At 64.6% G+C, this 23,949-nt stretch carries 18 protein-coding genes; 9 read left to right on the forward strand and 9 right to left on the reverse strand.

The window, feature by feature from the left end; all coding sequences use genetic code 11:
• Nucleotides 1–43: 43 nt before the first annotated feature.
• Nucleotides 44–4,810, forward strand: coding sequence for a DUF3320 domain-containing protein (locus J8I29_RS22335; protein WP_245197247.1), 4,767 nt, complete (start codon nt 44–46; stop codon nt 4,808–4,810).
• 452 nt (nt 4,811–5,262) lie between these two features.
• Complete coding sequence (locus J8I29_RS30330) at nt 5,263–5,397, forward strand: hypothetical protein (protein ID WP_280871026.1); 135 nt, start codon at nt 5,263–5,265, stop codon at nt 5,395–5,397.
• 137 nt (nt 5,398–5,534) lie between these two features.
• Here the strand turns inward: J8I29_RS30330 and J8I29_RS22340 are convergent, their stop codons facing one another.
• The 4 genes from J8I29_RS22340 to J8I29_RS22355 form a co-directional block, all read right to left on the reverse strand.
• Nucleotides 5,535–7,079 carry a RimK family protein gene (locus tag J8I29_RS22340; protein ID WP_209433339.1) on the reverse strand — a complete coding sequence of 515 codons (1,545 nt, stop codon included), beginning with the start codon at nt 7,077–7,079 and terminating at the stop codon, nt 5,535–5,537.
• A 119-nt stretch (nt 7,080–7,198) separates the two neighbouring features.
• Nucleotides 7,199–7,681, reverse strand: a complete 483-nt coding sequence (locus J8I29_RS22345) for an N-acetyltransferase (RefSeq protein WP_209433340.1) — start codon at nt 7,679–7,681, stop codon at nt 7,199–7,201.
• Between the two features lie 243 nt (nt 7,682–7,924).
• A complete protein-coding gene (locus J8I29_RS22350) occupies nt 7,925–8,332 on the reverse strand; it encodes a rhodanese-like domain-containing protein (RefSeq protein WP_209433341.1) in 408 nt (135 codons plus the stop codon).
• Between the two features lie 133 nt (nt 8,333–8,465).
• Entirely contained in the window at nt 8,466–9,506 is a 1,041-nt protein-coding gene (locus J8I29_RS22355) for a LacI family DNA-binding transcriptional regulator (protein WP_209433342.1), read from the reverse strand.
• A 164-nt stretch (nt 9,507–9,670) separates the two neighbouring features.
• Between J8I29_RS22355 and J8I29_RS22360 the strand changes: the two genes are divergently transcribed.
• The 7 genes from J8I29_RS22360 to J8I29_RS22390 all read left to right on the forward strand — a co-directional run bounded on the left by J8I29_RS22360 (nt 9,671) and on the right by J8I29_RS22390 (nt 18,680).
• Nucleotides 9,671–10,705, forward strand: coding sequence for a substrate-binding domain-containing protein (locus J8I29_RS22360; protein ID WP_209433343.1), 1,035 nt, complete (start codon nt 9,671–9,673; stop codon nt 10,703–10,705).
• A 152-nt stretch (nt 10,706–10,857) separates the two neighbouring features.
• Entirely contained in the window at nt 10,858–12,378 is a 1,521-nt protein-coding gene (locus J8I29_RS22365) for a sugar ABC transporter ATP-binding protein (RefSeq protein WP_209433344.1), read from the forward strand.
• Nucleotides 12,371–13,396: an ABC transporter permease gene (locus tag J8I29_RS22370; RefSeq protein WP_105862140.1), complete on the forward strand. Its 1,026-nt coding sequence runs from the start codon at nt 12,371–12,373 to the stop codon at nt 13,394–13,396. Before J8I29_RS22365 ends, J8I29_RS22370 begins: the two co-directional genes overlap by 8 nt.
• Nucleotides 13,396–14,424 (forward strand): ABC transporter permease, encoded by a 1,029-nt coding sequence (locus tag J8I29_RS22375; RefSeq protein WP_209433345.1) that lies wholly within the window; start codon nt 13,396–13,398, stop codon nt 14,422–14,424. Before J8I29_RS22370 ends, J8I29_RS22375 begins: the two co-directional genes overlap by 1 nt.
• 10 nt (nt 14,425–14,434) lie before the next feature.
• Nucleotides 14,435–15,283 (forward strand): sugar phosphate isomerase/epimerase family protein, encoded by an 849-nt coding sequence (locus J8I29_RS22380; protein WP_105862138.1) that lies wholly within the window; start codon nt 14,435–14,437, stop codon nt 15,281–15,283.
• 611 nt (nt 15,284–15,894) lie between these two features.
• Entirely contained in the window at nt 15,895–17,352 is a 1,458-nt protein-coding gene (gene xylB / locus J8I29_RS22385) for a xylulokinase (RefSeq protein WP_209433346.1), read from the forward strand.
• Nucleotides 17,353–17,456: 104 nt separating this feature from the next.
• A complete protein-coding gene (locus tag J8I29_RS22390; protein WP_209433347.1) occupies nt 17,457–18,680 on the forward strand; it encodes a hypothetical protein in 1,224 nt (407 codons plus the stop codon).
• 87 nt (nt 18,681–18,767) lie between these two features.
• On the opposite strand, the gene efeO (J8I29_RS22395) is transcribed toward J8I29_RS22390, so the two are convergent.
• The 5 genes from efeO (J8I29_RS22395) to J8I29_RS22415 all read right to left on the reverse strand — a co-directional run bounded on the left by efeO (J8I29_RS22395) (nt 18,768) and on the right by J8I29_RS22415 (nt 23,843).
• The gene (efeO, locus tag J8I29_RS22395; protein WP_105862130.1) at nt 18,768–19,598 is read right to left on the reverse strand and encodes an iron uptake system protein EfeO; all 831 of its coding nucleotides are present in this window, start codon (nt 19,596–19,598) and stop codon (nt 18,768–18,770) included.
• A 38-nt stretch (nt 19,599–19,636) separates the two neighbouring features.
• On the reverse strand, nt 19,637–20,929 hold the full coding sequence (gene efeB, locus J8I29_RS22400; protein ID WP_209433348.1) for an iron uptake transporter deferrochelatase/peroxidase subunit: 1,293 nt from the start codon (nt 20,927–20,929) through the stop codon (nt 19,637–19,639).
• A 13-nt stretch (nt 20,930–20,942) separates the two neighbouring features.
• On the reverse strand, nt 20,943–22,112 hold the full coding sequence (efeO, locus tag J8I29_RS22405; protein ID WP_348536124.1) for an iron uptake system protein EfeO: 1,170 nt from the start codon (nt 22,110–22,112) through the stop codon (nt 20,943–20,945).
• A complete protein-coding gene (gene efeU, locus J8I29_RS22410; protein ID WP_209433349.1) occupies nt 22,109–22,948 on the reverse strand; it encodes an iron uptake transporter permease EfeU in 840 nt (279 codons plus the stop codon). Before efeU ends, efeO (J8I29_RS22405) begins: the two co-directional genes overlap by 4 nt.
• A 349-nt stretch (nt 22,949–23,297) precedes the next feature.
• Nucleotides 23,298–23,843, reverse strand: coding sequence for a hypothetical protein (locus tag J8I29_RS22415; RefSeq protein WP_209433350.1), 546 nt, complete (start codon nt 23,841–23,843; stop codon nt 23,298–23,300).
• Nucleotides 23,844–23,949: the final 106 nt, after the last annotated feature.

Genomic DNA, 23,949 nt, shown 5'->3' on the forward strand with positions numbered 1-23,949 from the left:
CGACCCCCGCCAGTATAGAGTTTCCGCGGAGGGGTTCGAATCGATGCCTGACAATCCGGTGCGCAAGCGTCTGCTGGAACAGCGGCAGGCTTTGCTCGATCTCGGCCTGCGCAATCGGCTGATCAACCTGCCGATGCGCACCAAGGGTGTGCGCACCATCGAGATCATCGAGGCCAAGGCGGCCGAAACCTATGATCTGCTGGCGGCTGGCAAGGCACTGACCTTCCTGCCCGGACAGGAGCCGCAGGAGACCGTACAGGAAGAGCTGGCCATCGAAGGCGCGGCCCCTTCGGCACCGGCACCGCTGGAAGCCGCACCGAGCCGCGAAGCGCCGGCCCCCAACAGGCTGCAGACCCGCCTGGCCGCCGAGGCCCTGCAGAAGCGCCTGTTCGACATCTGGTACGATGCCCGTACCATCGAGGAAGAGCAGGGCGTCAACATCCTCTATCTCGCCTTCGGCCTGCTGCGCTGGTACGAGGACGACAAATCCGACATTGCCCGCCACGCTCCGCTGGTGCTGCTGCCGGTGCGTCTCGATCGCTCCAGCGCCGCCGAGCGCTTCAGCCTGCGCACACGGGGTGAACCGGCCTCTCCCAATCTGTCGATCCAGGCCAAGCTGCGCGGCGATTTCGGCATGGTGATCGACGATTTGCCCGACGAGGACGAGGTCGACATTCCCGCCTATGTCGCCGGGATCGGCAGGACCGTCTCGGGCAAGGCGCGCTGGGAGGTGTTGCCGGATGCGATGGTGCTCGGCTTCTTCTCCTTCGCCAAATTCCTGATGTATCGCGATCTCGATCCCGACAACTGGCCCCAAGGCAGCGCCATCCATGAACATGGGCCGGTGGCGGCTTTGCTGGGAGAAGGTTTCGAGGCCCATGAGCCGATCGTTCCCGATGGCCAGCCGATCGATCCGGTCATTCCGCCGCCGGCGCTCAACCATGTGCTGGACGCCGATTCATCACAGGCGATCGCCATCGAAGAGGTCTTGCGCGGTCGCCACCTGGTGATCAAGGGCCCGCCGGGCACCGGCAAGAGCCAGACCATTGCCAACATCATTGCCGGCGCCGCCCTGCAGGGCAGAAAGGTGCTGTTCGCAGCCGAGAAGATGGCGGCCCTCGACGTGGTGCATCGGCGGTTGCGCCAGATCGGGCTCGGGCCGATGGCGCTCGAACTGCACTCGACCAAGGCCAATAAGCGCCTGCTCCTGGAGGAACTGCGCCGAACGCGTGAACTAACCCAGAAGGTGCCGGTGCAGGATGCGGGCGTCACCCAACGCCTGGCCGACGTCCAGGACGGGCTCAACCGCCACGCCGCCCTGTTGCATGAGCCGATGAGGCCGAGCGGCCTCACGCCTTACCGGTTGCTCGGCCAGCTCGTCGCCTTGCGCGAGGCTGGGGGCCTGCCCGGCTTTGCCGTCGATGGCGCCAGCCGATGGGACGCCGAGCAGGCGCGCGCCAACAAGGAGCTGATGGCTGAACTCGCCGAACGCCTCGCCACGGTCGGCGATCCCGCCGCCAGCATCTGGCGCGGGGTCAGGCGCGATGCCATCGATCCCGCCGAACTCGAACGGCTCGCCGGCCTGATGCGCAGCGTCGAGGCGGATCTGGAGGCGGTGGAGGAGGCGGCAGCCGGTGTCATCAGCGATTTTGCCCTGGAAGTGGTGACGATCCGCGATCTCGATGCGGTCTGGCGCACCACCTGTGCGGCGGTGTCGCTGCCCGCCCATGCCGATCGGCGTCTGCTGGCCCAGCCGGCGTGGCGCGAGGATGCCGGCGCTCTCGGCGAGCTTGTCGCTCTCGGCAAGGCCTATCGCAAGGTCGTCGACACCATGGCGCAGGTCTATCGCGCCGAGGCCTGGATGGCGGATCTGCGGCCTGTCCGCGAGGCTTTCGCTGCGCATGGCGCATCCTTCCTGCGCTTCTTCTCCGGGCGCTACCGCAGCGCCAAGGCCCAGTTCAAGGCCCTGCTTGCCACCGAGATGCCCGGCGATCTCGTGAAGCGGCTGCAGCTTCTCGACGGCATGATTTCCGCGCAGGAGATTCGCCGCCGTTTCGAGAGCCAGAAAGATCTGGGTGCACGTGCCTTCGGCGCGCTCTGGGACGGCGAGAAATCCGACTGGGCGCGCCTGCAGGCGATCACCGACTGGTGGCGCGATCATCGCCATCCCGTGCTCGCTCCTGATTTTCTGGATCGGCTGGCTGCCCGGCCGGGCGGCCGCGAGTTCGGCGCCATGGGCGCGGTGATCGTACAAAGTGTTCCGCGCCTGTTCGAGGATCTGAAGGCGCTCAGTGATTTCCTCGATTACGACCTGGAGGGAGGTCATAGCATCGCCGATTGCGCCGACCTCGAGGTAGCGGTTCTTGCGCGGCAACTGCGCCTCTGGCTGGCCAATCTCGAAAGCATCACCCGTTGGATAGCGTTCACCCATCGCTGCCGTGTGGCTGGAGAGGCGGGGCTCGGTGCACTCGTCGGCGGCTTGCTCGATGGCCGCATCCCGGGCGCCAGCCTGGTGGCGACCTTCGAGCGGGCCTATTACGAGGCCTTGCGCGAGGATCTCTTTGCCCGGCACCCCGATCTCAAGCGTTTCGATGGTGAATTGCAGAACCGTGCGGTCGAGCAATTCCGCGCCCTGGACAAGGGGCGCATCGCCCTGGCGCGCGAGAGCGTGGCGCTCAAACATCTGCGCGAACGTCCGGCCGCGGCCGGCGGCATCGGACCGCTCGGCGTGCTCAATGGCGAGTTTGCCAAGAAGCGCAACCATCTGCCGATCCGGCAATTGCTCGACAGGGCCGGTCCGGCCATCCAGCAATTGAAGCCGGTGATGATGATGAGCCCGCTCTCCATCAGCCAGTTTCTCAAGCCCGGAGCGCTCAGCTTCGACCTGCTCGTCATCGACGAGGCGTCACAGATCGAACCGGTCGATGCTCTCGGTGCGGTGGCGCGCGCGTCTCAATTCGTCGTGGTGGGCGACGAGCGCCAATTGCCGCCGACGCGCTTCTTCGCCAAGCTGACCGGGGAGGTGCCGGAGGAGGAAACCGACGAGGAGACCTTCAAGGCGAGCGATGCCGAAAGCGTCCTCGATCTCTGCCTCGCCAAGGGCATGCCCTATCGCCAGCTCAACTGGCACTATCGCTCCCGTCACCAATCGCTAATCACCGTGTCCAATCGTGAGTTTTACGACAATCGATTGCTGGTGGTGCCGAGCCCGCATGCCGGCGGCCGCCTTCCCAATGGCACGGCGGACGGTGGCGAGGCGATGGGCCTGATCTTCCGCTATCTCCCCAAGGCCGTCTACGATCGCGGCAACAGCCGTACCAATGCCGAGGAAGCCCGGGCCGTGGCGCAGGCGATCATGGCGCATGCCCGCCATCGCGCCTCGCTTTCGCTCGGGGTGGCCACCTTCTCGGTGGCGCAGCGCCAGGCCATCCTCAAGGAACTCGAATTGCTGCGGCGGGAAAGCCCCGCCACCGAGGTGTTCTTCAACCGCGAAGGAAACGAGCCCTTTTTCGTCAAGAACCTGGAGAACATCCAGGGCGACGAGCGCGACGTCATCTTCATTTCGGTGGGCTACGGCCGCAGCGCCGAGGGCTATCTGGCCATGAGCTTCGGCCCGCTCAATCTGGACGGTGGCGAGAGGCGGCTCAACGTGCTGATCTCGCGCGCCAAATATCGCTGTGAGGTGTTCTCCTCCATCCGGGGGGAGGACATCGATCTTTCCCGCGCCAATGCGCGCGGCGTTGCGGCGCTCAAATTATTTCTCGACTATGCCGAGACCGGCCGGCTTGGCGCGCCCGTTCAAACCGGCAAGGCGCCCGATTCCCTGTTCGAAGAGCAGGTCGCCGGCCAGCTGCGGGCGCGCGGGCATGAGATCGCACACCAGATCGGCAGTGCCGGCTTCTTCGTCGACCTTGCTGTGGTGGACCCCGACCGCCCTCAACGCTTCCTGCTCGGCATCGAATGCGATGGTGCGCAGTATCATGCCTCGCGTTCGGCCCGCGACCGCGACAGGCTGCGTCAGCATGTGTTGGAAGGGCAGGGCTGGGTGATCCATCGCATCTGGTCGACGGACTGGTATCTGCGTCCCCGTGAGGAACTCGGCAAGGTGGAGGCCGCCATCGAACGCGCCAGGGCCGTCTGGCGCAAACGGGACGAGGAACTCGCCGAGCCGGCCGAGCCGGAAGACGGGATGCAAGAAGAGCCGCGGCCGCCGCCGCTTGATGAGCCGCTGGCCGGGCCCGGGCCTGCGGAAGGGCCCGCACTGTCCTCGCTGGCACGTCCCTATGTGGAGGCGCGCCTCCGCGTGGCGGGCACGGCGGAACTGCACGAGGTGCCGACGGCCCGCATGGCGGCTTATGTCCTCGATGTGGTCGAAATCGAGGGGCCGGTACATGAACAGGAGATCGTGGCGCGCATCCGCGACTCCTTCGGCTTGGCACGGGCCGGCAACCGGGTGCGCGAAGCGGTGCAGGACGGCATCGACGTCGCCCGCGTCACCGGCAGGATCGTCGGCGGCCCGTTCTACAAGCTGCCGGAAACGCAGGTGGTCCTGCGTGATCGCTCCGCGGTGGAAAGCGCCGGCCTCCGGCGCCCCGACATGCTGCCCAATGAAGAGATAGAAGCCGCCTTCCTGGCCGTGATTGCCGCCAATTACGGGGCGCCCCGCGACGCCTTGATCGTGGCGGCCGCCCGCCTGTTCGGTTTTGCGGCCACCAGCTCCGTGCTCAAGGAGCGGCTCGACGACGTGCTGACGGTGATGCTGTTCAAGGGGCAGCTCAAGTTGCAGAACGATTTGATCATCGGTGGTTGAGCAGGCCTCTTTCGACAGGCGGGGACGGGGCCGGAAAAGGCTTTTCCAAGGCTGAAACGGAAGGGAGCCGAGTGCCCGCAAACCGATGGCTAGCCATGGCGAAGAGAGTGTCTCGTTAATCCATTTTTTTCCATATTTTCAATGTGATGTGCGAACTTTCAAACTAAGTCCATCAGAGCGCACTTTAACACGATCCGGCCATCGGCCAGACACGTCCTGGAAAGGTTTGCCGGGCATGATGCGGCCTTGGTTACGAAGGGTCGTGTCATGTTCTATGCGTTGCTGTTCGCCTTGGCCTCGGCCTGCTGCCTCTATTACGTCAGCTACGACATCTGAAGGCGCTCGACGCGTCACCCTGGCGTCTTCCCCGCAGTCGCAACGAAACTTTACATGGCAGACCGAGGCCGGAAGCATCCGGGCCCGATACTGCATTCTCCATCGGGAGGATTGCCATGTCGTTTCGAGCCAATGCCGTTTCGGTCTTTCTGCAGGGAGCGTTGACGAGCGTTGCCGCCCTCCTGGCGTTGAGCGCGATGCTCGCCGTGCTCATCATCCCTCTTCACGAAGGGCTGGTGCGTCTGCTGTAGCGGTGAGGACTAGAGCAAAGCGCGTTCAAGCGTGAACGCTTATTTGCTCTAGCTCATTGTTCTGACGCGTCTTTGCGATTCTAGGTGACTCCGTCTAATCGCAAAACGCTCTAGCCCCGAAGTTCTGCGAGCTGATCCTACGAGCCCGTGTCGCGCAGATCATGCACCAGACGAGGGCGGTGAATAGCCCCGGAGGGAAGCGCAGGTGTGGGCGGACGATGGCGGGCATCGACCAGGGCCTGGAAGTGGGAGAGCAGTTTGCGGTAGAGCCCCTCGCCGGCGGCGGCATCCTCCAGGCCGAGATCGATATTGGGATTGTCGTTGACCTCGATGACCACGACCCCTGATTTGGTCTGCTTGAGATCGACCCCGTAGAGGCCGGTGCCGATCAGGCCTGCCGCCCGCACCGCCGGTTCGATCACCTCGCGGGGCACCTCCTCGACTGGCACGGCCTGGGTGCGACCTTCGGTGTAGGCTCCGGCCTCGCCATGCTGGATGATCTGCCAATGGCCGGAGGACATGAAGTATTTGGCGGCGAAGATCACCTCGCCGGCGAGGATGCCGATCCGCCAATCGAAGGGCGTATAGACATAGTCCTGCACCAGGATGAGGCCGGACTGCTTGAACATGGCCGCGGCAATATCCTGAAATTGCTGCCAATTCTCGGCTTTCTTCACGCTGAGGCTGAAGGCGCCGTCAGGCACTTTCAGCACTGCGGGATAGGTCAGCTGCGTCTCGAAGCCCGCCAGCGTGCGGCGGGTGAGGAAAAGCGTGCGGGGCGTGGCGATGCCGTTGCCGCCCAGGAGCTCGGACAGGAAGGCCTTGTTGGTGCAGCGCAGGATCGAGCCGGGATCGTCGATCACCGGCATGCCTTCGCTGGCAGCCTTGCGGGCAAACCGGAAGGTGTGGTGCGCGATCGCCGTGGTCTCGCGAATGAACAGGGCGTCGAACTGGGTGAGGCGCGGATAATCCTTCTTCTCGATCAACTCCACGGCAATATCCATGTCCTGGCCGATGCGCATCATGGCCTGGGGTGTCTTCAGCTTGGAAGGCGGCAGGGCTTCCTTGGGATCGTGCAGGATTGCCAGGTCCATGCGCGGGCCGCTGGTCGAGGAGGCATGGCGCCAGGGGCGCCGGCAGAAGCGGGCAAGCCCGTCGAGGAACAGGCCGTCGCGGGCCGGATCGACATCGCGCGGATCGAGCGGATGCAGGGCTGCGACCTTCCAGCCGCCACCGCCTTCCAGGCGCTCGAGGTCGATGGCCAGCAGGGGGCATCGAAACAGCTCGAAGCTGCGGCTTGCGAACTCGGCGAGATCCTTGTCTTCGACCTGGCCGAAAAACACCTGGATCCGCATCGCATCGACCGCCCGGGGTACGGCAGCAAGCGGGCCGAGGCAGCGCTCGAGGCCGGCGAGCTTCTGGCTCTGCACCGCCTTCACCTGGAGGTCGGTAATCGCCTCCATGCTCGGCGTCACCCGTTCGCCGCGCGCCTCGGCGAGCAGGGAGGCGTAGTAGCCGATACTGAGATAGGCATAGCTGCGGCACAGATTGACGATGCGGCGTGGCCGCTGCAGCAGGCTCGGCCCTTCTGCGATGAAGTCCTGCGCGGTGACCACTCGGACACCGGGGACGGACCAGCGAAAATCACTGGATTTTTCGACGATGATCAGTTGAGCGGGCATTGGCTGCTTTCAAGAAGGAAGGCGCGCGCGGCGTTGCGATCGCCTGATGCGTCTTTCCGCAAGTGATTTTGAAAAGCCGAAAGATGCGTTCAAGCAAGAGCTTATGGCTGCAGGCGCATCTACTGCAGCGCACTTTGCCTCAGGCAGTCGCGGTCGATCAGGCGCTGGAAGCGGATGGCCTCGGCCCCGTCCTCGTAATAGTCCGCCACACGCCGGAAGGGACGAAAGCCGAGACGGCTGAACAGGGCCTGGGCGGGCAGGTTGTCGCTGCGGGTTTCCAGGCGCAGCAGATGGGCGCCGATCCCGGCGCTGCTGGCCATGGCTTGCCGGAGGAGCGCCTGTGCGATGCCCTGCCGACGGGCGCGCGGTGCGACGGCAAGGGAATAGAGCCGCGCGACAGCCGTGCGGCGATTGGTGAGAATGACGCTGCAGCCCGTGAGGCCCTCAGCATCGTCGCTGACGATGACGAGGGCGGAAGGGCTGGTCAGCAGATGGCGCCAATCGCGGCGGCTGATGCGGTCGCCGGCGAAGGCCTCGTTTTCGAGGTCGACCAGGGCGGGAAGATCCGCCGGACTCGCCTCGCGCAGATAGGGTACGGTCATGTGCGACAGACAGATTGACATCGACAATGAGCGCGAGGGTAGGGCGTCGGCGCTGCTCCAACAAATCAGGATTGCATAAGGAAACGGCTGCGCGTCCGATTCAGGGATGACCGCCATCATGTTGGAGACAAACGTTCTTTCGCCTTTCCCTGTCTTGCCTTTATGGGGTCAGGCCCCGGTCAATTCTGTTCGCTCCGGCTGAAACGAGCAGCGATGGAAAGGGCAGATGGACCACGCCCGTCCTCATTTGCCGTCGCGGGTCTCGGGAAACTCGATGGGCCCGCCGGCCTTTTCCCAGGACGAGAAACCGTCCTTGAGATGAGCCGCGGCAAAGCCCATGTCCTGCAACGTTGCCACGGTCAGGGCCGAGCGCCATCCGGAGGCGCAATGAAAGACGAACTTCCTGTCCTCTCCGAAGATTTCCTTGAAATAGGGGCTTTCGGGGTCGACCCAGAATTCCACCATGCCGCGGGGGGCATGGAAGCTGCCGGGAATATAGCCCGAACGCTGCCTCTCCCGGGGATCGCGGATGTCGACGATGACCACATTGGGATCGCCGACCATGGCGATCGCGTCCCTGGTCTCGATTTCCTCGATCCGGGCGCGAGCGGCCGCGACCATCTCGGCCGATGACATTTTCAGCTTTCTCATGATGCTCCCTCCCTTGGCGCTTGCGGGGCTTTCGAGCGCGCCCATGGCCCGGTCAGGACCTTGTGCCCGGGCAGCCAGAATGTTCAAGACGGTGGATTGCCGCGAGGTCGGTTGCGCGCGATCGGCGCGATCCTCAGCGCCAATTGCTCTCCCGTTCCGAACTCGGCGCGAATTCGGGCGGCACCACCACCATCGGATTCTCGCCCGGGACGTAATTGTCGACCAGAGCATAGCCCTCGGCGATGATGGCTTCGACGTTCTGGCGTGTCATCGTCACGTCGAAAGGCAGATGGGCCGCAAAGGGATCCCAGTCGGAACATACCGTACTGACCTCGCGCATGGCCTGGCGCGGCGCCTGCAGGGAGAATTGCACCAGCCCTTCGAAGGCCGTGATGGAATTGATGAACAGGCCGTCCGGCATGTGGCCGAGAGCCTGGAAGCGGGCGGCGAGCGCCTCGCGTGCCGATGAGGGACGGTAGCCGCAGCAGGAAACCTCCGGCGTCATCTCCTGGCCGTTGGCCGCCACGGCGTCGCGAAAGCCTTCAATGCGGCGGTCGGTGGCATGCTCGCCGGCGATGCCGCCGAGGAACAGCAGGTCGCGCGGCGCCGTCCGGCGTTTCTGCAGCTTGGCGATCAGCTTCTCGGTGAGGGTGCGTGCGCCGCCGTAATTGTCGGTCACCACCGAAGGCGCGTCGCTGCCGGGCAGATCGAGATTGACGCAGGGAATGCCGGCGGCGCGGCAGAGCGCATTGAGAGGCTGCGTATTGCGCACGCCCGCGATGAAGAGGAACTCGACCTGTTGGGAGAGCAGGGTGGCCGTAACGCTTGCCTCGATCGCTTCGTCGCGCTGCGTGCTCACCACGATGGGGCACAGGCCGCGCTGGCGCGTATCGGTTTCGAAGGCCTCCGCCAGGCCCGCGAAGAAGCGGTTGCGGTAATGTGGGATGATCATTCCGGCAAGGCCGGAGCGCGACAGCCGCAGGCCCCGGGCCTTCATGTTGACGGCGTAACCCAGCTCCTGGGCCGCCTTCAGCACGCGCTTGGCGGTGTCCTCCTTGATACGGTAGCGCGTCCAGCTGCCATTGAGCACCAGGCTGACCGTGGAAGGGGAGGCCTTGGTCGCGGCGGCGATATCATAGATGGTGGACCTGCGTCCGCTGGGTAAGCGCGCCATCGTCCCTCTTTTGTCTTGCGGATCGAATTGCAGACTCGATCATCGCGTCAATGCTAAATCCTTTTAGCTACCTTGACAACAAATGCTGAATGGATTTAGCTCGGATGTACTGCTGGCGGAATTCGGAGCCGCGGCAGCCAGAACAATGAGGGAGGAACTGTTCCATGGCGTCGAATTCTGATTCCATTCGCGCGGCTAGGCTCGATCGCCGCAGATTTCTTGCGTCTGCCCTGGGTGCCGGCTCGCTGCTGCTGCCGGGCGTGCTCGGCTCGGCTTACGCTTCCAAGGACAAGCCCGTCATCGGCGTGGTGGTGAAGATCGGCGGCATTCCCTGGTTCAACGCCATGGAAGCCGGGATCAAGAAGAAATCGGCCGAACTCGGCGTCGAGGCTTTCATGGTGGGGCCCACCAGCGCCGATCCGGCCCTGCAGGTGCGCGCCATCGAGGATCTGATTGCCAAGGGCGTCGACGTGATCGGCGTCGTGCCGAACGACGCCGAAGTGCTCGAGCCGGTGCTGGAGCGGGCCCGCAAGGCCGGCATCAAGGTGATCACGCATGAGTCGCCCAAGCAGAAGCAGGCGGATTGGGATTTCGAGCTGGCCTCGGTGAAGGGCTTTGGCGATGCCTATGGCAAGCAGCTGGTCGAAGCGCTGGGCGGCAAGGGCGAATATGCCGTGTTCGTCGGCTCGCTTACGGTGCCGCTGCACAACGCCTGGGCTGATGCGGCCATCGCCTATATCAAGCAGAACGCGCCGGAGATGAAACTGGTGGGCGATCGCTACGGCGTCGCCGAGGATGTCGATGCGTCCCGTTCGACGGCTCTCGACCTCATCCGTGCCCATCCCGGCCTCAAGGGCTTCCTGGCCTTCGGCAGCCAGGGCCCGATCGGTGCCGCCCGCGCCGTGGCCGAGAAAGGCAAGAAGGGGCAGATCAAGGTGCTCGGCCCGTTCTCTCCCGGCCAGGGCCGCAAGCTCGTCAAGGACGGCACGTTGACCGGCGGCTTCATGTGGAATCCGATGCTGGCGGGCGAGGTCTTCGTCACCCTGGGCACCATGGTGGCCAAGGGGCAGGAGATCAAGGACGGCACCACGATCGAAGGGTTGGGCGTCGTTCATCCCGACGGGCACAACCTCATCGTCGACCAGCTCGTGTCCCTCAACAAGGATACCGTCGACGACCTCGCCAAAATGGGCCTGTAGGGATCGAAAGCTCGGAGTGTCGACCTTCAGGTCGACATTCTTGGAACCGAGACATCTTCCGGCAAGGAGGGTGTCGACCTGGAGGTCGACACTCCACGCTTGGGCATGCCTCCTGCTTCGCTTCATTCCTTCCCCCTGGCCGGGAGACCGTCATGGCCGCCACAGCCGCAATCAGCGATACGCCTGCGACGCCGCTGCTTTTCCTGCGCAACATCTCCAAGCGCTTCGGGGGCGTGCGCGCGCTCGAAAACGTCTCCTTCGAGGTGCTCCCCGGAGAGGTTTTGTGCCTCGCCGGGGAGAATGGCTGCGGCAAGAGCACGCTGATCAAGCTGATCAGCGGCGTCTATCGTCCCGAGCCGGGCGGCGAGATGCTGTTCGACGGACGCACCATCGACGGCCTCAGCCCGGCGCGGGCCCGTGCGCTGGGCATCCAGGTCATCTGGCAGGATCTGGCGCTCTTTCCCGAAATGGCCGTGGCCGAGAACATCGCCTTCGAACGCAATCTCGGCGGTGCGCCGCGCCTGGTCAACTATGCGGCCATGAAGGCGGATGCGCGGCGCCTTCTGGAACGGCTGGGCGTCGATCTCGATCTCGATGCGCCCGTGCGCACGCTCTCGATCGCCCAACGCCAGATCGTGGCGATCGCTCGCGCCCTGGTCGCCGATGCCAGGCTGGTCTTCATGGACGAGCCGACCGCTTCGCTCAGCCAGGCTGAAACCGATGCGCTGCTGGTGATCGTGCGGCGCCTGTCGGCCGATGGCATCGCCGTGGTCTTCGTCAGCCATCGCCTCGCCGAGGTGCTCGATGTCTGCACCCGCGTCACGGTGCTGCGCGACGGTCATTATGTCGGCACCTATCCCACCGCCGGCATGACGCAGACCCGCCTGACCGAGCTGATGACCGGCAAGACCTTCGACCAGGCCGTGCAGGCGCGCGATCATGCCGCCTCGCCCGTGGTCCTGCAGGTAGAGAAGCTGACGCGCCCGGGCGACTACGAGGATATCAGCCTGACTGTCCGGCGCGGGGAGGTGCTGGGCCTGACCGGACGGTTGGGGGCAGGGCGCACCGAACTCGCCCTCTCGCTGTTCGGACTGACCCGGCCGAGCGCGGGCAGCATTCGCCTCGAGGGCAAGGCCCTGTCGCTTGCCTCCAACCGGGCTGCCATCGATGCCGGCATCGCCTATGTCTCCGAAGACCGTTTGCAGCTCGGTCTGATCCAGCCGCAATCGATCGGCGACAACACCGCCATCACCGTGCTGGACAGGCTGCTCGATCTTTTTCGGCTGATTTCGCCCGCCCGGCGCAAATCCCTGGTCGACGACTGGGTCAAGGCTCTCGCCATCAAGGTCTCCAACCCCGACAACGCGGTGTCGACCTTGTCGGGAGGCAACCAGCAGCGCGTCGTGCTGGCCAAATGGCTGGCCACCAAGCCCAAGCTCCTGATTCTGGACTCGCCGACAGTCGGCGTGGATGTCGGTGCCCGCGCCGGCATTTTCGCGATCATCCACCGGCTGGCTCAGGAGGGCATGGCCATCCTGCTGATTTCCGACGAGATCACCGAAGTCTATTTCAACGCCGATCGCATCCTGCACATGCGCGATGGCCGCATCATCGACGAATACATTCCGGGCGAGGTGTCCATCGACAAGATCGAGGAGGATGTGCATGCCTGACAAGCGCAATTGGCCGATCGGCGCCACGGAACGCTGGCTCATCCTGGTGATCCTGGCTCTGGTCGCCGGCCTCGCTTTGACCACCGATACCTTCTTCACCCTGTCGAACCTGTTCGACCTCTTGAACACCTCGGCGGTGAACGTGATCTTCGCGGCCGGTCTCCTGGTGGTGCTGATTGCCGGCGGCATCGACATTTCCTTCGCCGTCGGCGCCTCGGTGGTGCAGTACCTCACCGCGCTGACGGTGATGCAGCTGGGCGGCGGCAATTGGGCGGTTGGCCTGATGGTCGCCGGCGGCTTCGGCTTCCTGCTCGGCGCCTTCAATGCCGCGCTGATCTATCATTTCCGCATCGTCTCCATCGTGGTGACGATCGCGACCTTCAACCTCTTCTTCGGCACGCTGATGTTCCTCACCGGCGGCGTCTCGCTTTACGACCTGCCGGACTGGCTGACCGACCGCATCGTGCTGGTCAGCGTCCCGACGGGCGACGGCTCGGCCGAATTGACGCTGCCCGTCGCCGTCATGGCCCTATGCGTACTCGCCACTTGGCTCTTGCTGCGCCGGACCACGCCGGGCCGCCGCCTTTACGCGATGGGCGACAATCCCGAGGCGGCGCGGCGGGTGGGCATCAATATCGGCGCCATGCATTACCTCGCCTTCGGCTGGCTCGGCCTGATGGCCGGCATTGCCGGGCTGATGCAGGCCCATTATGCCCAGGAAGTGGTGCCGAACGCGCTTTATGGCCGCGAGCTCGACGTTCTGGCCGCCGTCGTGCTCGGCGGTGCGCGGCTCGGCGGGGGCCGGGGCACGCTGCTCGGCGCCATTCTCGGCATTTTCCTGGTCGCCATCACCGAGAACGGCCTGAACCTGCTCGGCATTACCCCCTATGCCTTCAAGATGATCATCGGCGCCATCATCCTGATCGCCATCACCCTGTCGAGCGACGGTGTCGCCCGGCTGATCGGATCGATGAAAAATGGCTCGCGGCGCACGCCCAATGCCCGGAGGGCGGCCTGATGACACCGACGTCTACCTCCAGCCAGAGCGGCAAGCCCGGCCTCGCGGGCTTGCTGAGCAGTGACATTGCCGGCCTGATCGGCTTCCTCGTCCTGGTCGTTGCGGTGCTGAGTTTCAGCACCGACCGCTTCTTCACCGCTACGACCTTTGCCTCCATCGCCTTTCAGCTGCCGGAGCTCGGCCTGCTGACCCTGGCCATGCTGATGCCGATCATCTCGGGCGGCTTCAATCTGGCGGCGACGTTTACGGCCAATATAGCCGGCCTTGCCATGGCCTGGGTGCTGCAATCCTATGGCGGCGTGGATGCCGGTGTCGGTGCCTTCGTCGTCGGGGTGGCCGCGGCGTTGCTGACCGGTGCGGCGGCCGGCTGGCTGATGGGCATCATCATCGCCTATACCGGTGCCCATCCGATCCTCGTCTCGCTCTCCATGATGATCTTCCTGCGCGGGCTCGGCGAATTCCTCACCCATGGCGGCGACATATCGGGCTTTCCCGATTTCGTGCGCGAGATCGGCCATGGCACGCTGGTCGGCATTCCCGTGCCGCTCTGGATCCTCGCCGCCGCGGCCCTGCTCTGGCATGTGGTGATGACGCGGGCCCGGCTCGGCTTCGCCACGCGGATGATCGGCTCCAACATCGAGGCGACACGCTATTCCGGCATCGATACCCGGCGGTCGGTGACGCTGATCTATACGCTGTCCGGCCTGATGTGCGGCATTGCCGGCGTGGTGATGCTGGCCCGCTTCAATTCGGTGCGTGTCGGCCATGGCGAGGCCTATCTGCTGATCACCGTGCTCGCCTGCTTCCTCGGCCGCGTCGATCCCTTCGGCGGATTCGGACGAGTGATCCCGGTGGTGATCGCCCTGGTGATCCTGCAGGTCATCGCCTCCGGCCTGAACCTGCTCGGCGCCAACCAGCATCTGGCCACGGCGATGTGGGGCGCCTTCCTGCTGGTGGTCATGATCCTGCGCTGGGTCTGGGCCAGGGACTTCCTTCAACTTCTCTTCACCCGAAAGCCAACACATTGAGGATATCGTCATGAAGGGCTTTGGCATTCATACCAGCCTTTGGTCGCATAGCTGGACCCGCGAAGCCGCGGAATTGTCGATCGCGGAGGCAGCCAAATATGGGCTGGCCTTCGTCGAGATCGCCCTGCTGGAGCCGGCCAAGGCCGACACCGGCCACACCCGGGCCCTGCTGGAAAAGCACGGCGTCGATGCCGTCTGCTCTCTCGGCCTGCCCAATGATTCCCGCCCCACCAACAATCCGGAGAAGGCGCTGGAATTCCTCACCCTCGCGCTCGACAAGACCGCCGAGATCGGTGCCAAGGCCCTGTCCGGCGTCGTCTATGGCTCGATCGGCGAGCGCACCGGCAACCCGCCGACCGAGGCCGAATATGACGCGGTCGTCAAGGTGATGGACAAGGCGGCGGCCCATGCCCGCAAGCGCGGCCTGGAACTCGGGCTCGAGGCGGTCAACCGCTACGAGAACCACATGATGAACACCACCGAGCAGGTGGTTCGCGTCATCGAGCGCATCGGTGCGCCCAACGTCTTCCTCCACCTCGATACCTATCACATGAATATCGAGGAGAAGGGGCAGGCCAACGGCATCCTCAAGGCCGGCGAGCACCTCAAATATATCCACCTCTCCGAGAGCGACCGCGGGGTGCCTGGTACCGGCACGATCGCCTGGGACGAGGTGTTCGCGGGCTTGGCCGGCATTGGCTTCAAGGGGGGCATGGCCATGGAAAGCTTCATCCATATGCCGCCGCAGCTCGCCTCCGCCCTGTCGGTCTGGCGTCCTGTCGCCAACAGCCGCGAGGAGATCCTGGCCGAGGGCCTGCCTTTCCTGCGCAACAAGGCCAGGCAATACAGCCTGATCTGAGCTGTCCGCCGGATTTGCCAACAAAAGTCCTCCGGCCTTCACGGGCCGGAGGATTTTTGTTTGTCCGGCACGATGAAAAGCGGGCCTGGCGGCCGATATTGGCAGATCTTGCCGAACTGGCCAGTCTTCACGCCGGCCCCTTCAGATGTCGAAGGTGACATAGATGAAGCCGAGCAATGCCAGCATGACGAAGAGCATGGCTGCTATGGTCAAGGTCCGCACCTTCCCGAGTGAACCATCGCACCCTAGAGCCGGGGTGTTTCCCGAGTTTTTCCGCTTTGTGAACGGATGCGACCCCGCGGCCGCCACCATGACGGGTGCCATTCCGGTATGATCGGCGTCGTGCCCCGGTCGCGCTGTCGCGAAAAAAAGCATCAGAGGCTGTAAGGCATAGGCGCCCTGGCCAGGACGGCGAATGGCGTCGCCGTCTACAGCCCCTGATGGAAGTCGGGGTCCACGAGCCCCTTGCATAGGTCAGGTGCAGTGACACGGCCGTGAAACTCGCGGTTCGCCGGCCCGTGATCGTGTCCGCTCACTTTCGGTAGCTGGGGGCTTGCCCCGGCTTTCCCGCCTGACGCATGATCGATTCGAAAAAATCTTCGGAGGAATGCGTGTTTCTAGGGCTTGATATCGGCACGTCTTCGGTCAAGGCGCTGCTCGCGGATGGCGAGCAGCGCGTCCTCGCCAGCCATGACGTCGCGCTGACGGTACAGCGGCCTCATCCCGGCTTCTCGGAACAGGCCCCGCAGGCCTGGGTGGAGGCGGTCATATCGGCCGTGGATGCCCTGAAGGCAACGCATCCCAAGGAGATCGCTGCGGTCGATGGCATCGGCTTGTCCGGCCAGATGCATGGCGCCGTGCTGCTCGGGGCCGATCATCAGCCGCTCCGGCCTGCGATCTTGTGGAATGACGGCCGTTCGCATGCCGAATGTGCGGAGCTCGAAGCCAAATGGCCCGATTTGCGTCGGGTGACCGGCAACAAGGCTATGCCGGGTTTCACGGCTCCCAAATTGCTGTGGGTGGCCCGCCACGAGCCGGCGATCTTTGCCGCGACACGTCTTGTCGTGCTGCCCAAGGCCTATGTGCGCCTGGCCCTGACCGGCGAAGCGATCGAGGAAATGTCGGATGCAGCGGGCTCGCTCTGGCTCGATGTCGGCCGGCGGGACTGGTCGGATGCGGCGCTTGCCGCTACCGGCCTGTCGCGCGAGGCCATGCCGCGCCTGGTCGAGGGCTCCGATCCCGCCGGCCGCCTGCGGGGCGACCTGGTGGCGCGCTGGGGCATGGCCAAGGCTCCCTTGTTTGCCGGCGGCGCCGGGGACAACGCCGCCGGCGCGGTGGGCCTGGGCGCGATCCGGCTCGGTTCGGCTTTTCTCTCGCTCGGCACCTCGGGCGTTTTGTGGGCGACGACCGATCGTTTCCTGCCCAATCCCGCCCGTGCGGTGCATGCCTTCTGCCACGCCGTGCCCAAGACCTGGCACCAGATGGGCGTGATTCTCTCGGCGGCCTCCAGTCTCGCCTGGATCGCCGGTGTGCTGCAGACCAAGGAGAGCGCCTTGCTGGCTCCGCTCGGCGACAAGCCGGCGGCGCCTTCGCCGGTGCAGTTCCTGCCCTACCTGTCCGGTGAGCGCACGCCGCATGACGATGCCGTCATCCGCGGCGCCTTCACCGGCCTCGCCCATGAGAATGGACGCGAGGCCATGGTGCAGGCCGTGCTGGAGGGCGTCGCCTTCGCCTTTGCCGACTGTCGCGATGCCCTGGCGGCGGCGGGTACCGAAATTGCCGGTGCCGACGTGATCGGCGGAGGCTCGCGCTCGCGCTTCTGGCTCGAGATCCTCGCCAATGTCCTGAACTTTCCGGTCTACCGCCTGGCGGATGGCGAAACCGGCGGGGCTTTCGGGGCGGCACGGCTGGCGCGCCTGGCCGTCACCGGCGAGGACCCGCTGACGGTCTGCACGCCGCCGCACCGTATCGAGACGATCGAGCCCGATCCGGCTCTGGCACCGGCCTATGTCGAGGCGCTGGGCCGTTGGCGCGCGCTCTATCCGGCATTGCGCTCGGCGGCCGGCTGAAGGGCCCCATTGCAAAGGCATTTTGCCGCGGGGCGAGCGCAATTTTGCCGCCTTGTGCCGTAAGCTGGTCTGGAATGGGCGCCCAATCCCGCGGCGCCGCTGGGATGGCAATTCCGTTGATACGCACTTTGCTGCTGGCCTCCATTGTGACGAGCCTTTGCCTTGCTCCTGCTGCGGCGCAGAATTCTTCGCCTTCACCGCCGCCGCCGGCCTTGCCGCCCCAGCCCTCGCCGCCCGCACAAGCCAAGGCCCTGCCGAGCGCGGCCGATGTCAGGCTCGCCGAGGCCATCGTCTTCTTCTATGTGCGCAACGATCCTGCGGCGGTGCCCGAGATATTCGCTGCCCTGAAGAATTCGGAAACGATCGCTCGCACCGGTCTGTCCCGCGCGACGCTGGCGGGCTTTTTCTCCATGCTGTTCCTGCAGAACCGCGCGCGCGTGGAAGGCTGGATCGGGGCCGGCGGCGCCTATCCGCCCGACAGCAAGTCGGTTCTCACCTTCGCGCTGTGGCAATCGGGCAATACCGACCTGATCGCTTCGCTTTTCCATGAGGAGCCCGGTTTTCTCAGGGACAAGCCCGGCAATCTCTACACGCTCGCGCCGAGCCGGCCGGTGGAGATGGATCTCAAATGGGGCGCCTTCTTCGCGACCGGCAATCCGGGGTTCCTCGCAACCTTGGTCGATGCGCTCGATCCGCGCAGGCCGTTGACCGGCAACAATCAACTCGACAAGTCGATCCGCATCAATGCGGCGCAAGGCCTCGCCAATAATCTGCGCCAGCATGAGGTGCTTGAACGCTATCTCCTTCAGAGGGCAGGCGAGGCCTCGGGACCCTACAAGCAGGTGCTCGACGCTTTGTTGGCCAGCAGAAGCGTTGCCTTCAAGCCTGGTCCTGACCGTGACGGCGATTTTTCGGGTAGCATCGCCATGCTGAAATTGCCGGACAAGCCCGCGGCGGACGGCGGGGCCTCGGAGGCGACGGCCCTGACCGGAGCGATGCCGCAGGCGCGCCGGGGCGACACGATCGGCGTGACCGTGCTGTTTTCGGGCATGGGGCTGCAGAAGGATCTTTCCGCCGATGTCAGCTATGACATCAAGGTGACCGGTCCCGACGGTTCGATCGATCCGCGTTCGACGCAGGAGGGAGTGACGGCGCTCAAGGAGAAGGTTGCAGGCCGTTTCAACCTGGTCGACAGCCGCTCGACCCTGTCTATTCATTTCGAGCCGGACGACAAGCCGGGGCCTTATCGCATCGATGTTCTGCTCAAGGATAATGTCGGCGGCCGCAAGGTCACCCTGACCCGCTCGATCGAACTGCTCGACAAGTAGGGCAGATACGCTCGAGGAACCCAGGCGGCGGTGGCACAGGCGGCGGGCCCGAAGACCCGCTGCCCGATGATCATTTTGCCTCGAATCTCAGTTCAGGCCGAGCGTGCCGCGCAGCTTGGAGAGATCTTCCGCGAGCGTGGTGATCGGGCCCTGCAGGGCCGTGCGGTCCTCGGGCGTCAGCTTGTCATAGGTCTCGTAGCCATCCTTGGTCTTGTACTTGGCCAGGATTTTCTCGACCGTCTCGAAATTCGCGTGGATCTTCTGCGACAGATCCTTGTCGGCCTTCACCGTCAGCGGATGAAGCAGCTCGACGATCTTGCGGGCGCCATCGATATTGGCCTTGAAGTCCCACAGATCGGTGTGGCTGTAGCGATCTTCCTCACCGGTGATCTTGGTGGCGCCGACTTCCTCGATCAGCGCGGCGGCGCCGCCCACCATCTTCTCCGGCGGAATGGTGAGGCCGGCAATGCGCTTCTGCAGGTCCACGACATCGGCATTCAGCTTGTCTGCGAAGGAGGCGAGCCCCTCGGTGCTCTTCTTTTCGAACAGGCCATATTCGAGGCGGTGGAAGCCGGTGAAAGCGTCATCCGCTTCCTTCTTCTCATGATCGTCGGCGCGCGAATCGATGCTGCCGTCGAGGTCGGAGAAGAGTTCGGCCACCGGCTCGATCAACTCGTAATGGACGCGGGTGGGCGCGTAGAGGGCCTGGGCCTTCTTCAGATCGCCGGCCTTGACCGCGGCCGTGAACTTGGCGGTATCCTCCACCAGCTTCTTGGCGCCCTTGGAGATGAAGACCTTGTAGTCGGCCACCGGCTGGACCAGGTCCAGCGGGGAGACGGCCGGCGCGTTGGCGCTGGCGGTCGTGGCCAGGCCGACAATCGCGGCGCCCAGCAGCATGCGCCATTTGAGATATGTCATGTTTTTCTCTCTCTTCAGTTCAAGGTTGAAGGATCGGTTCAGGCTGTCTCCGCCAAGAGGGACTGGCCGAGAAAGGCGGTCTTGTCGGGGATGCCGGGCAGAATGAAGAAATAGCCGCCGCCGACCGGCTTGATGTATTCCTCCAGCGGCTCGCCGTTCAGGCGCTGCTGGACCGTGGCGAAGCCGGCTTCCAGATCGGATTGGAAGCAGATGAAGAGCAGGCCCATGTCGAGCTGGCCCGACTTGGTGATGCCGTTGGAATAGTTGAAGGGGCGGCGCAGGATCAGGTTCTTGCGCGAGTCCGGCGTGCGCGGATTGGCCAGGCGGATATGGGCGTCCAGCGGCGTGCGCTTGCCTTCTGGGTCGTCGTGGTAGCTGGGGATGTCGGCTTCGGCTTTCATGCCGAGCGGAGCGCCGTTCGGCTTATGCCGGCCCATGATGGCTTCCTGCTCGCCGAGCGGGGTGCGGTCCCAGCGCTCGACGAAATTGCGGATGATGCGCACCACGCCGTAGCTGCCGCCCGTCGCCCAGGCAGGTTCGGCGCCGCCATGCTGCACCCAGACCAGGCGGTTCATCTCGGCCTCGTCCTTGTGGTCGGGATTGGCCGTGCCGTCCTTGAAGCCGAGCAGGTTGCGCGGCGCCGACTGGGTTTCGCCGGCAGCACGGGGTGGCGGCACGAAGCCTTCCTGCTTCCAGCGCACCATCAGCAGATCCGGCGTATTCTTCACGATGTCGCGCAGGGCATGAAGATTGCTGTCGGTTGTGTTGGAGCAGATCTGGATCATCAGATCGCCGTGGCAGAGTTCGGCCGACAACGCGTCGTTGGGAAATTGCGGCATCTTGATCAGTTGCCGCGGCTTCTTGTCGGCGAGGCCGAAGCGCTGGTCGAACAGCGAAGCGCCCACGCCCACGGTGATGGTCAGATTGTCGGGAGAGACCACCGGGCCCATCAGCCCGGAATCGGGCGGCGGGAACTTGGAATCGATTACCGGCGGAGTGCCGCCCTGGGTCAGGAAAGCGATACGATCGGTGAGGACGCGGAACAGGCGTTCGAGATCCGCGCGCGTGGTCGCCAGGATGTTGAAGGCAACCACCAGTCCCATTGGCGGGCGATCGGTGGTGACGCCGGCCTGATGGGCTCCCAGATAAGCCACGCGGTCGCTCAGATGGCCGGTGGAACCGGCTTCCGCGGCGGCCGCCTGCTTGCCCGGCAGGGTGGCCAGCAACGCGCCGCCGCCGGCGGCGCCGAGGCCCAGCAGCATGGAGCGCCGGCCGGGAGAGCGCGGGGCGTCCGTGTCGGTTTGGGGCGGGTAGGGGGGCTTGTCGGTCATTGGTCTATCCCCTTCAGTCGAGGCCTAGCGTGCCGCGCAACGTCGACAGGCTTTCCGCCAGCGTCGTCACCGGCTTTTGCAGGGCCACACGATCGTCCTGGCTCAAGGCGTCATAGGATTTGAAGCCGCCATCGGGCGTGTGATATTTGGCAAGGATGGCATTCACGGCGGCGAAATTGTCGTCGATGCTTTTCTGGCGCGCCGCATCGGCCTTGGTGGTCAGGGGGGCCAGCAGTTCGACGATCTTGCGGGCTCCGTCGATATTGGCCTGGAAATCCCACAGATCCGTGCGGCTGTAGCGGTCTTCCTCGCCGGAGATCTTGTTGGAGGCGACTTCCTCGATCAGCACGGCTGCGCCGCCCACCATCTTGGAAGGCGGTATCGCCAGGGTCGAAACCCGGTTCTGCAGCTCGGCGACATCCGCCTGCAACTTGTCGGCGAAAGGCGCGAGCCCTTCGGTGCTGCCCTGCTTGAACAGGCCGTATTCCAGGCGATGGAAGCCGGTGAAAGCCGGATCGGCCTCCCGCTTCTCGAACAGGTCGGCGCGGGCGTCAATGGACTTGTCGAGATCGGAAAACAATTCGGCTACCGGCTCGATGCGCTCATAGGACTGGCGGGTCGGCGCATAGAGCTCGCGGGCCTTGGCGAGGTCGCCGGCCTTGATCGCGTCGGTGAAGGCCTTGGTCGCCTCGACCAGATCGTCGACCTCCAGGGTAACATAGACCTTGTACTCGGCGAGCGGCCCGATCAACTGCGTCAGGCTCGGCTTGACCTCCTTGGGAGCATTGGCGAGAGCGGTTACCTTGAGCTTGCCCCTGGGATTGGTCAGCAGGCCGCAGGCGATCTCGTAGTCACCCGGCTCGAGCTTGGCGGTCAGCTTCTGCGTGAAGCCGGGCGCGATGTTTTCGCGCTCCTCCACCACCATCACGCCTTGCAGGATCTCCCATTCCATCGCCCGGTTGCTCTTGTTGGTGATGGCGAAGGTGGTGCGCCCTTCGGGTACCGTCAGCTCGTTGGGTTCGCAGGCCGTCGCCGTGACGGCGATGGCGACGGGATCGCCGCTCCTGGGCCCGTCGGTGCCGGGTGGCTTGGCGACCAGGAAATAGGTGCCGACGCCCGCCGCCACGATAAGGGCGAGCATGCCGGCCCCGACAGCCGGGTAATTGATGCGCGGGGCAGTCACGATCGTGCGGCCTTCGATTGGGACGGGGAGGGGGCGGTCGGCGCCATCAGGAAGAGCAACAGCGCCGGGATGAGATAGAGGAGATAGGCGATCACCTCGCCATGCGTCGGCGTATCGTGATAGCCGAACAGGCCGCCGAGCACGGTGCCGAGCGCGCTGTCGCCGGGCAGGATGCCTGAGATGTCGAAAGCGATGCCCTGCAGATGGTTCCACAGGCCGGCCTCGTGCAGTGAGCGGACCGCCGTCGCCACCAGACCGGCCGCCACGAAGATGATCAGGATGCTGGTCCAGCGGAAGAACAGGCGCAGATTGAGGCGGGCGCCGCCATAATAGAGCGCGACGCCGAAGATGGCTGCGCAGACGAGGCCGAGTGCGGCCCCGACCGGCGCGCCATAGCCGACATTCTGTTCGAAGGTCGCCAGCAGGAAGAAGGCGGACTCCAATCCTTCGCGCGCGACCGCGAGGAAAACCATGCCGACGAGTGCGAGGCCCTGATGATCGGCCGAGGCCAGGGCGGCATCGACGGAATGCTGCAGCTCGGTTTTGATGCTGCGTGAGGCCCGGACCATCCAGAACACCATGGCGGTCAGCAGGCAGACCGCGATCAGGCCGACAATGGCCTCGAAGAGTTCCTGGGTGCGCTGGGGAAATTCGGCGCTGGCGACATGCAGCGCGATGAAGACGGAAAGTGAGAGGCCGACGGCCAGGATGATGCCGCACCACACAGCCGGCATCCAGGCGCTTCGGCCGGTGACACGCAGATAGCTCGCAACAATGCCGACGATCAGCGCGGCCTCGATGCCCTCCCTGAGCATGATGAGAAATGGTACGAGCATTGTGTCGTTCCTGCGTGCCCCCACAGCCGATGCAAGATTAACATTCGGCAAGCTATTACACGTGTTCAATTCTGATGAACAAGGGGCTGTAACGCAGAAAACCGTTACGGATCAAAGATAAGAGTAATTCTAAATTCTAGTTCGTAGTAATTCTAAACTGTGCAATTGGCGATCTATTTTTAGAGTTATTCCAAAGCGGGCAAATAATCCTGTCTTCTCTGAGTGGTGCACCCGGCGGTGCCGGTCAGAGGCTGTGCTGCCGGGAATGGGGGGCGGCCGGCTGCTCTTTATCGTAGGGAGGGTCCGCGGCACCGTCGGGGTAGCCTTGGCAAAGATCGAACCTGCCGAGTTAGCGCGAATCCCTTTCACCCGATTGCCCGGAAGAAGATCCGCGTCTTTGCGAAATGGCAGCCCGGAACACGGCGACGACCCGGGCCGCAAAATTGCGGGCGGCGGTTACCGCCACCCACACGGGGGTTCGTTTCAGCCAGTCGAGCAGCGTCCGGCGAACCCAGTCGATCAGCCCCATGAGCCAGGCAAACCAGCCTATGGTCATCAGCTTGGGCTTGCCGGCGGCGTAGATGCGCTCGATCAACAGGAAACTGGCGAGATAGGCGACGGCCAGGATGAGGAGACCCCGGACCAGCAGGCCTTTGCCCAGCAGCAGCAGGCCGTAGATCTTCAAGGGCTCGGCCACGGCGAGGGGCACGACCAGCAGGATGAGGATGACGAAGCGCGGCAGGGCGGCAACGGCTCGTTCGCCGATTTCGACGAGGCGCAGCGCGGCGAAACGGCGGATCAGCGGCCCGTAGATGGGGCGGGCCAGTTCGTCGATGATCACCAGGATCGCGAGGAGGACCTGCAGCGGCAGGAGGACGAGGCGCTTGAGCGTCATGGGCGGTGAAGGATGCTCCGATGGATGCGGCCCGGGCCAGGCCGCATCCGGTGAATGTGAGCAGCTGCCGTGCCATTGGCAACGTCCATCGGCGATATTCCCGCGC

This window comes from Labrys sp. LIt4, from assembly GCF_017813775.1.
GTDB classification, from domain to species: domain Bacteria; phylum Pseudomonadota; class Alphaproteobacteria; order Rhizobiales; family Labraceae; genus Labrys; species Labrys okinawensis_A.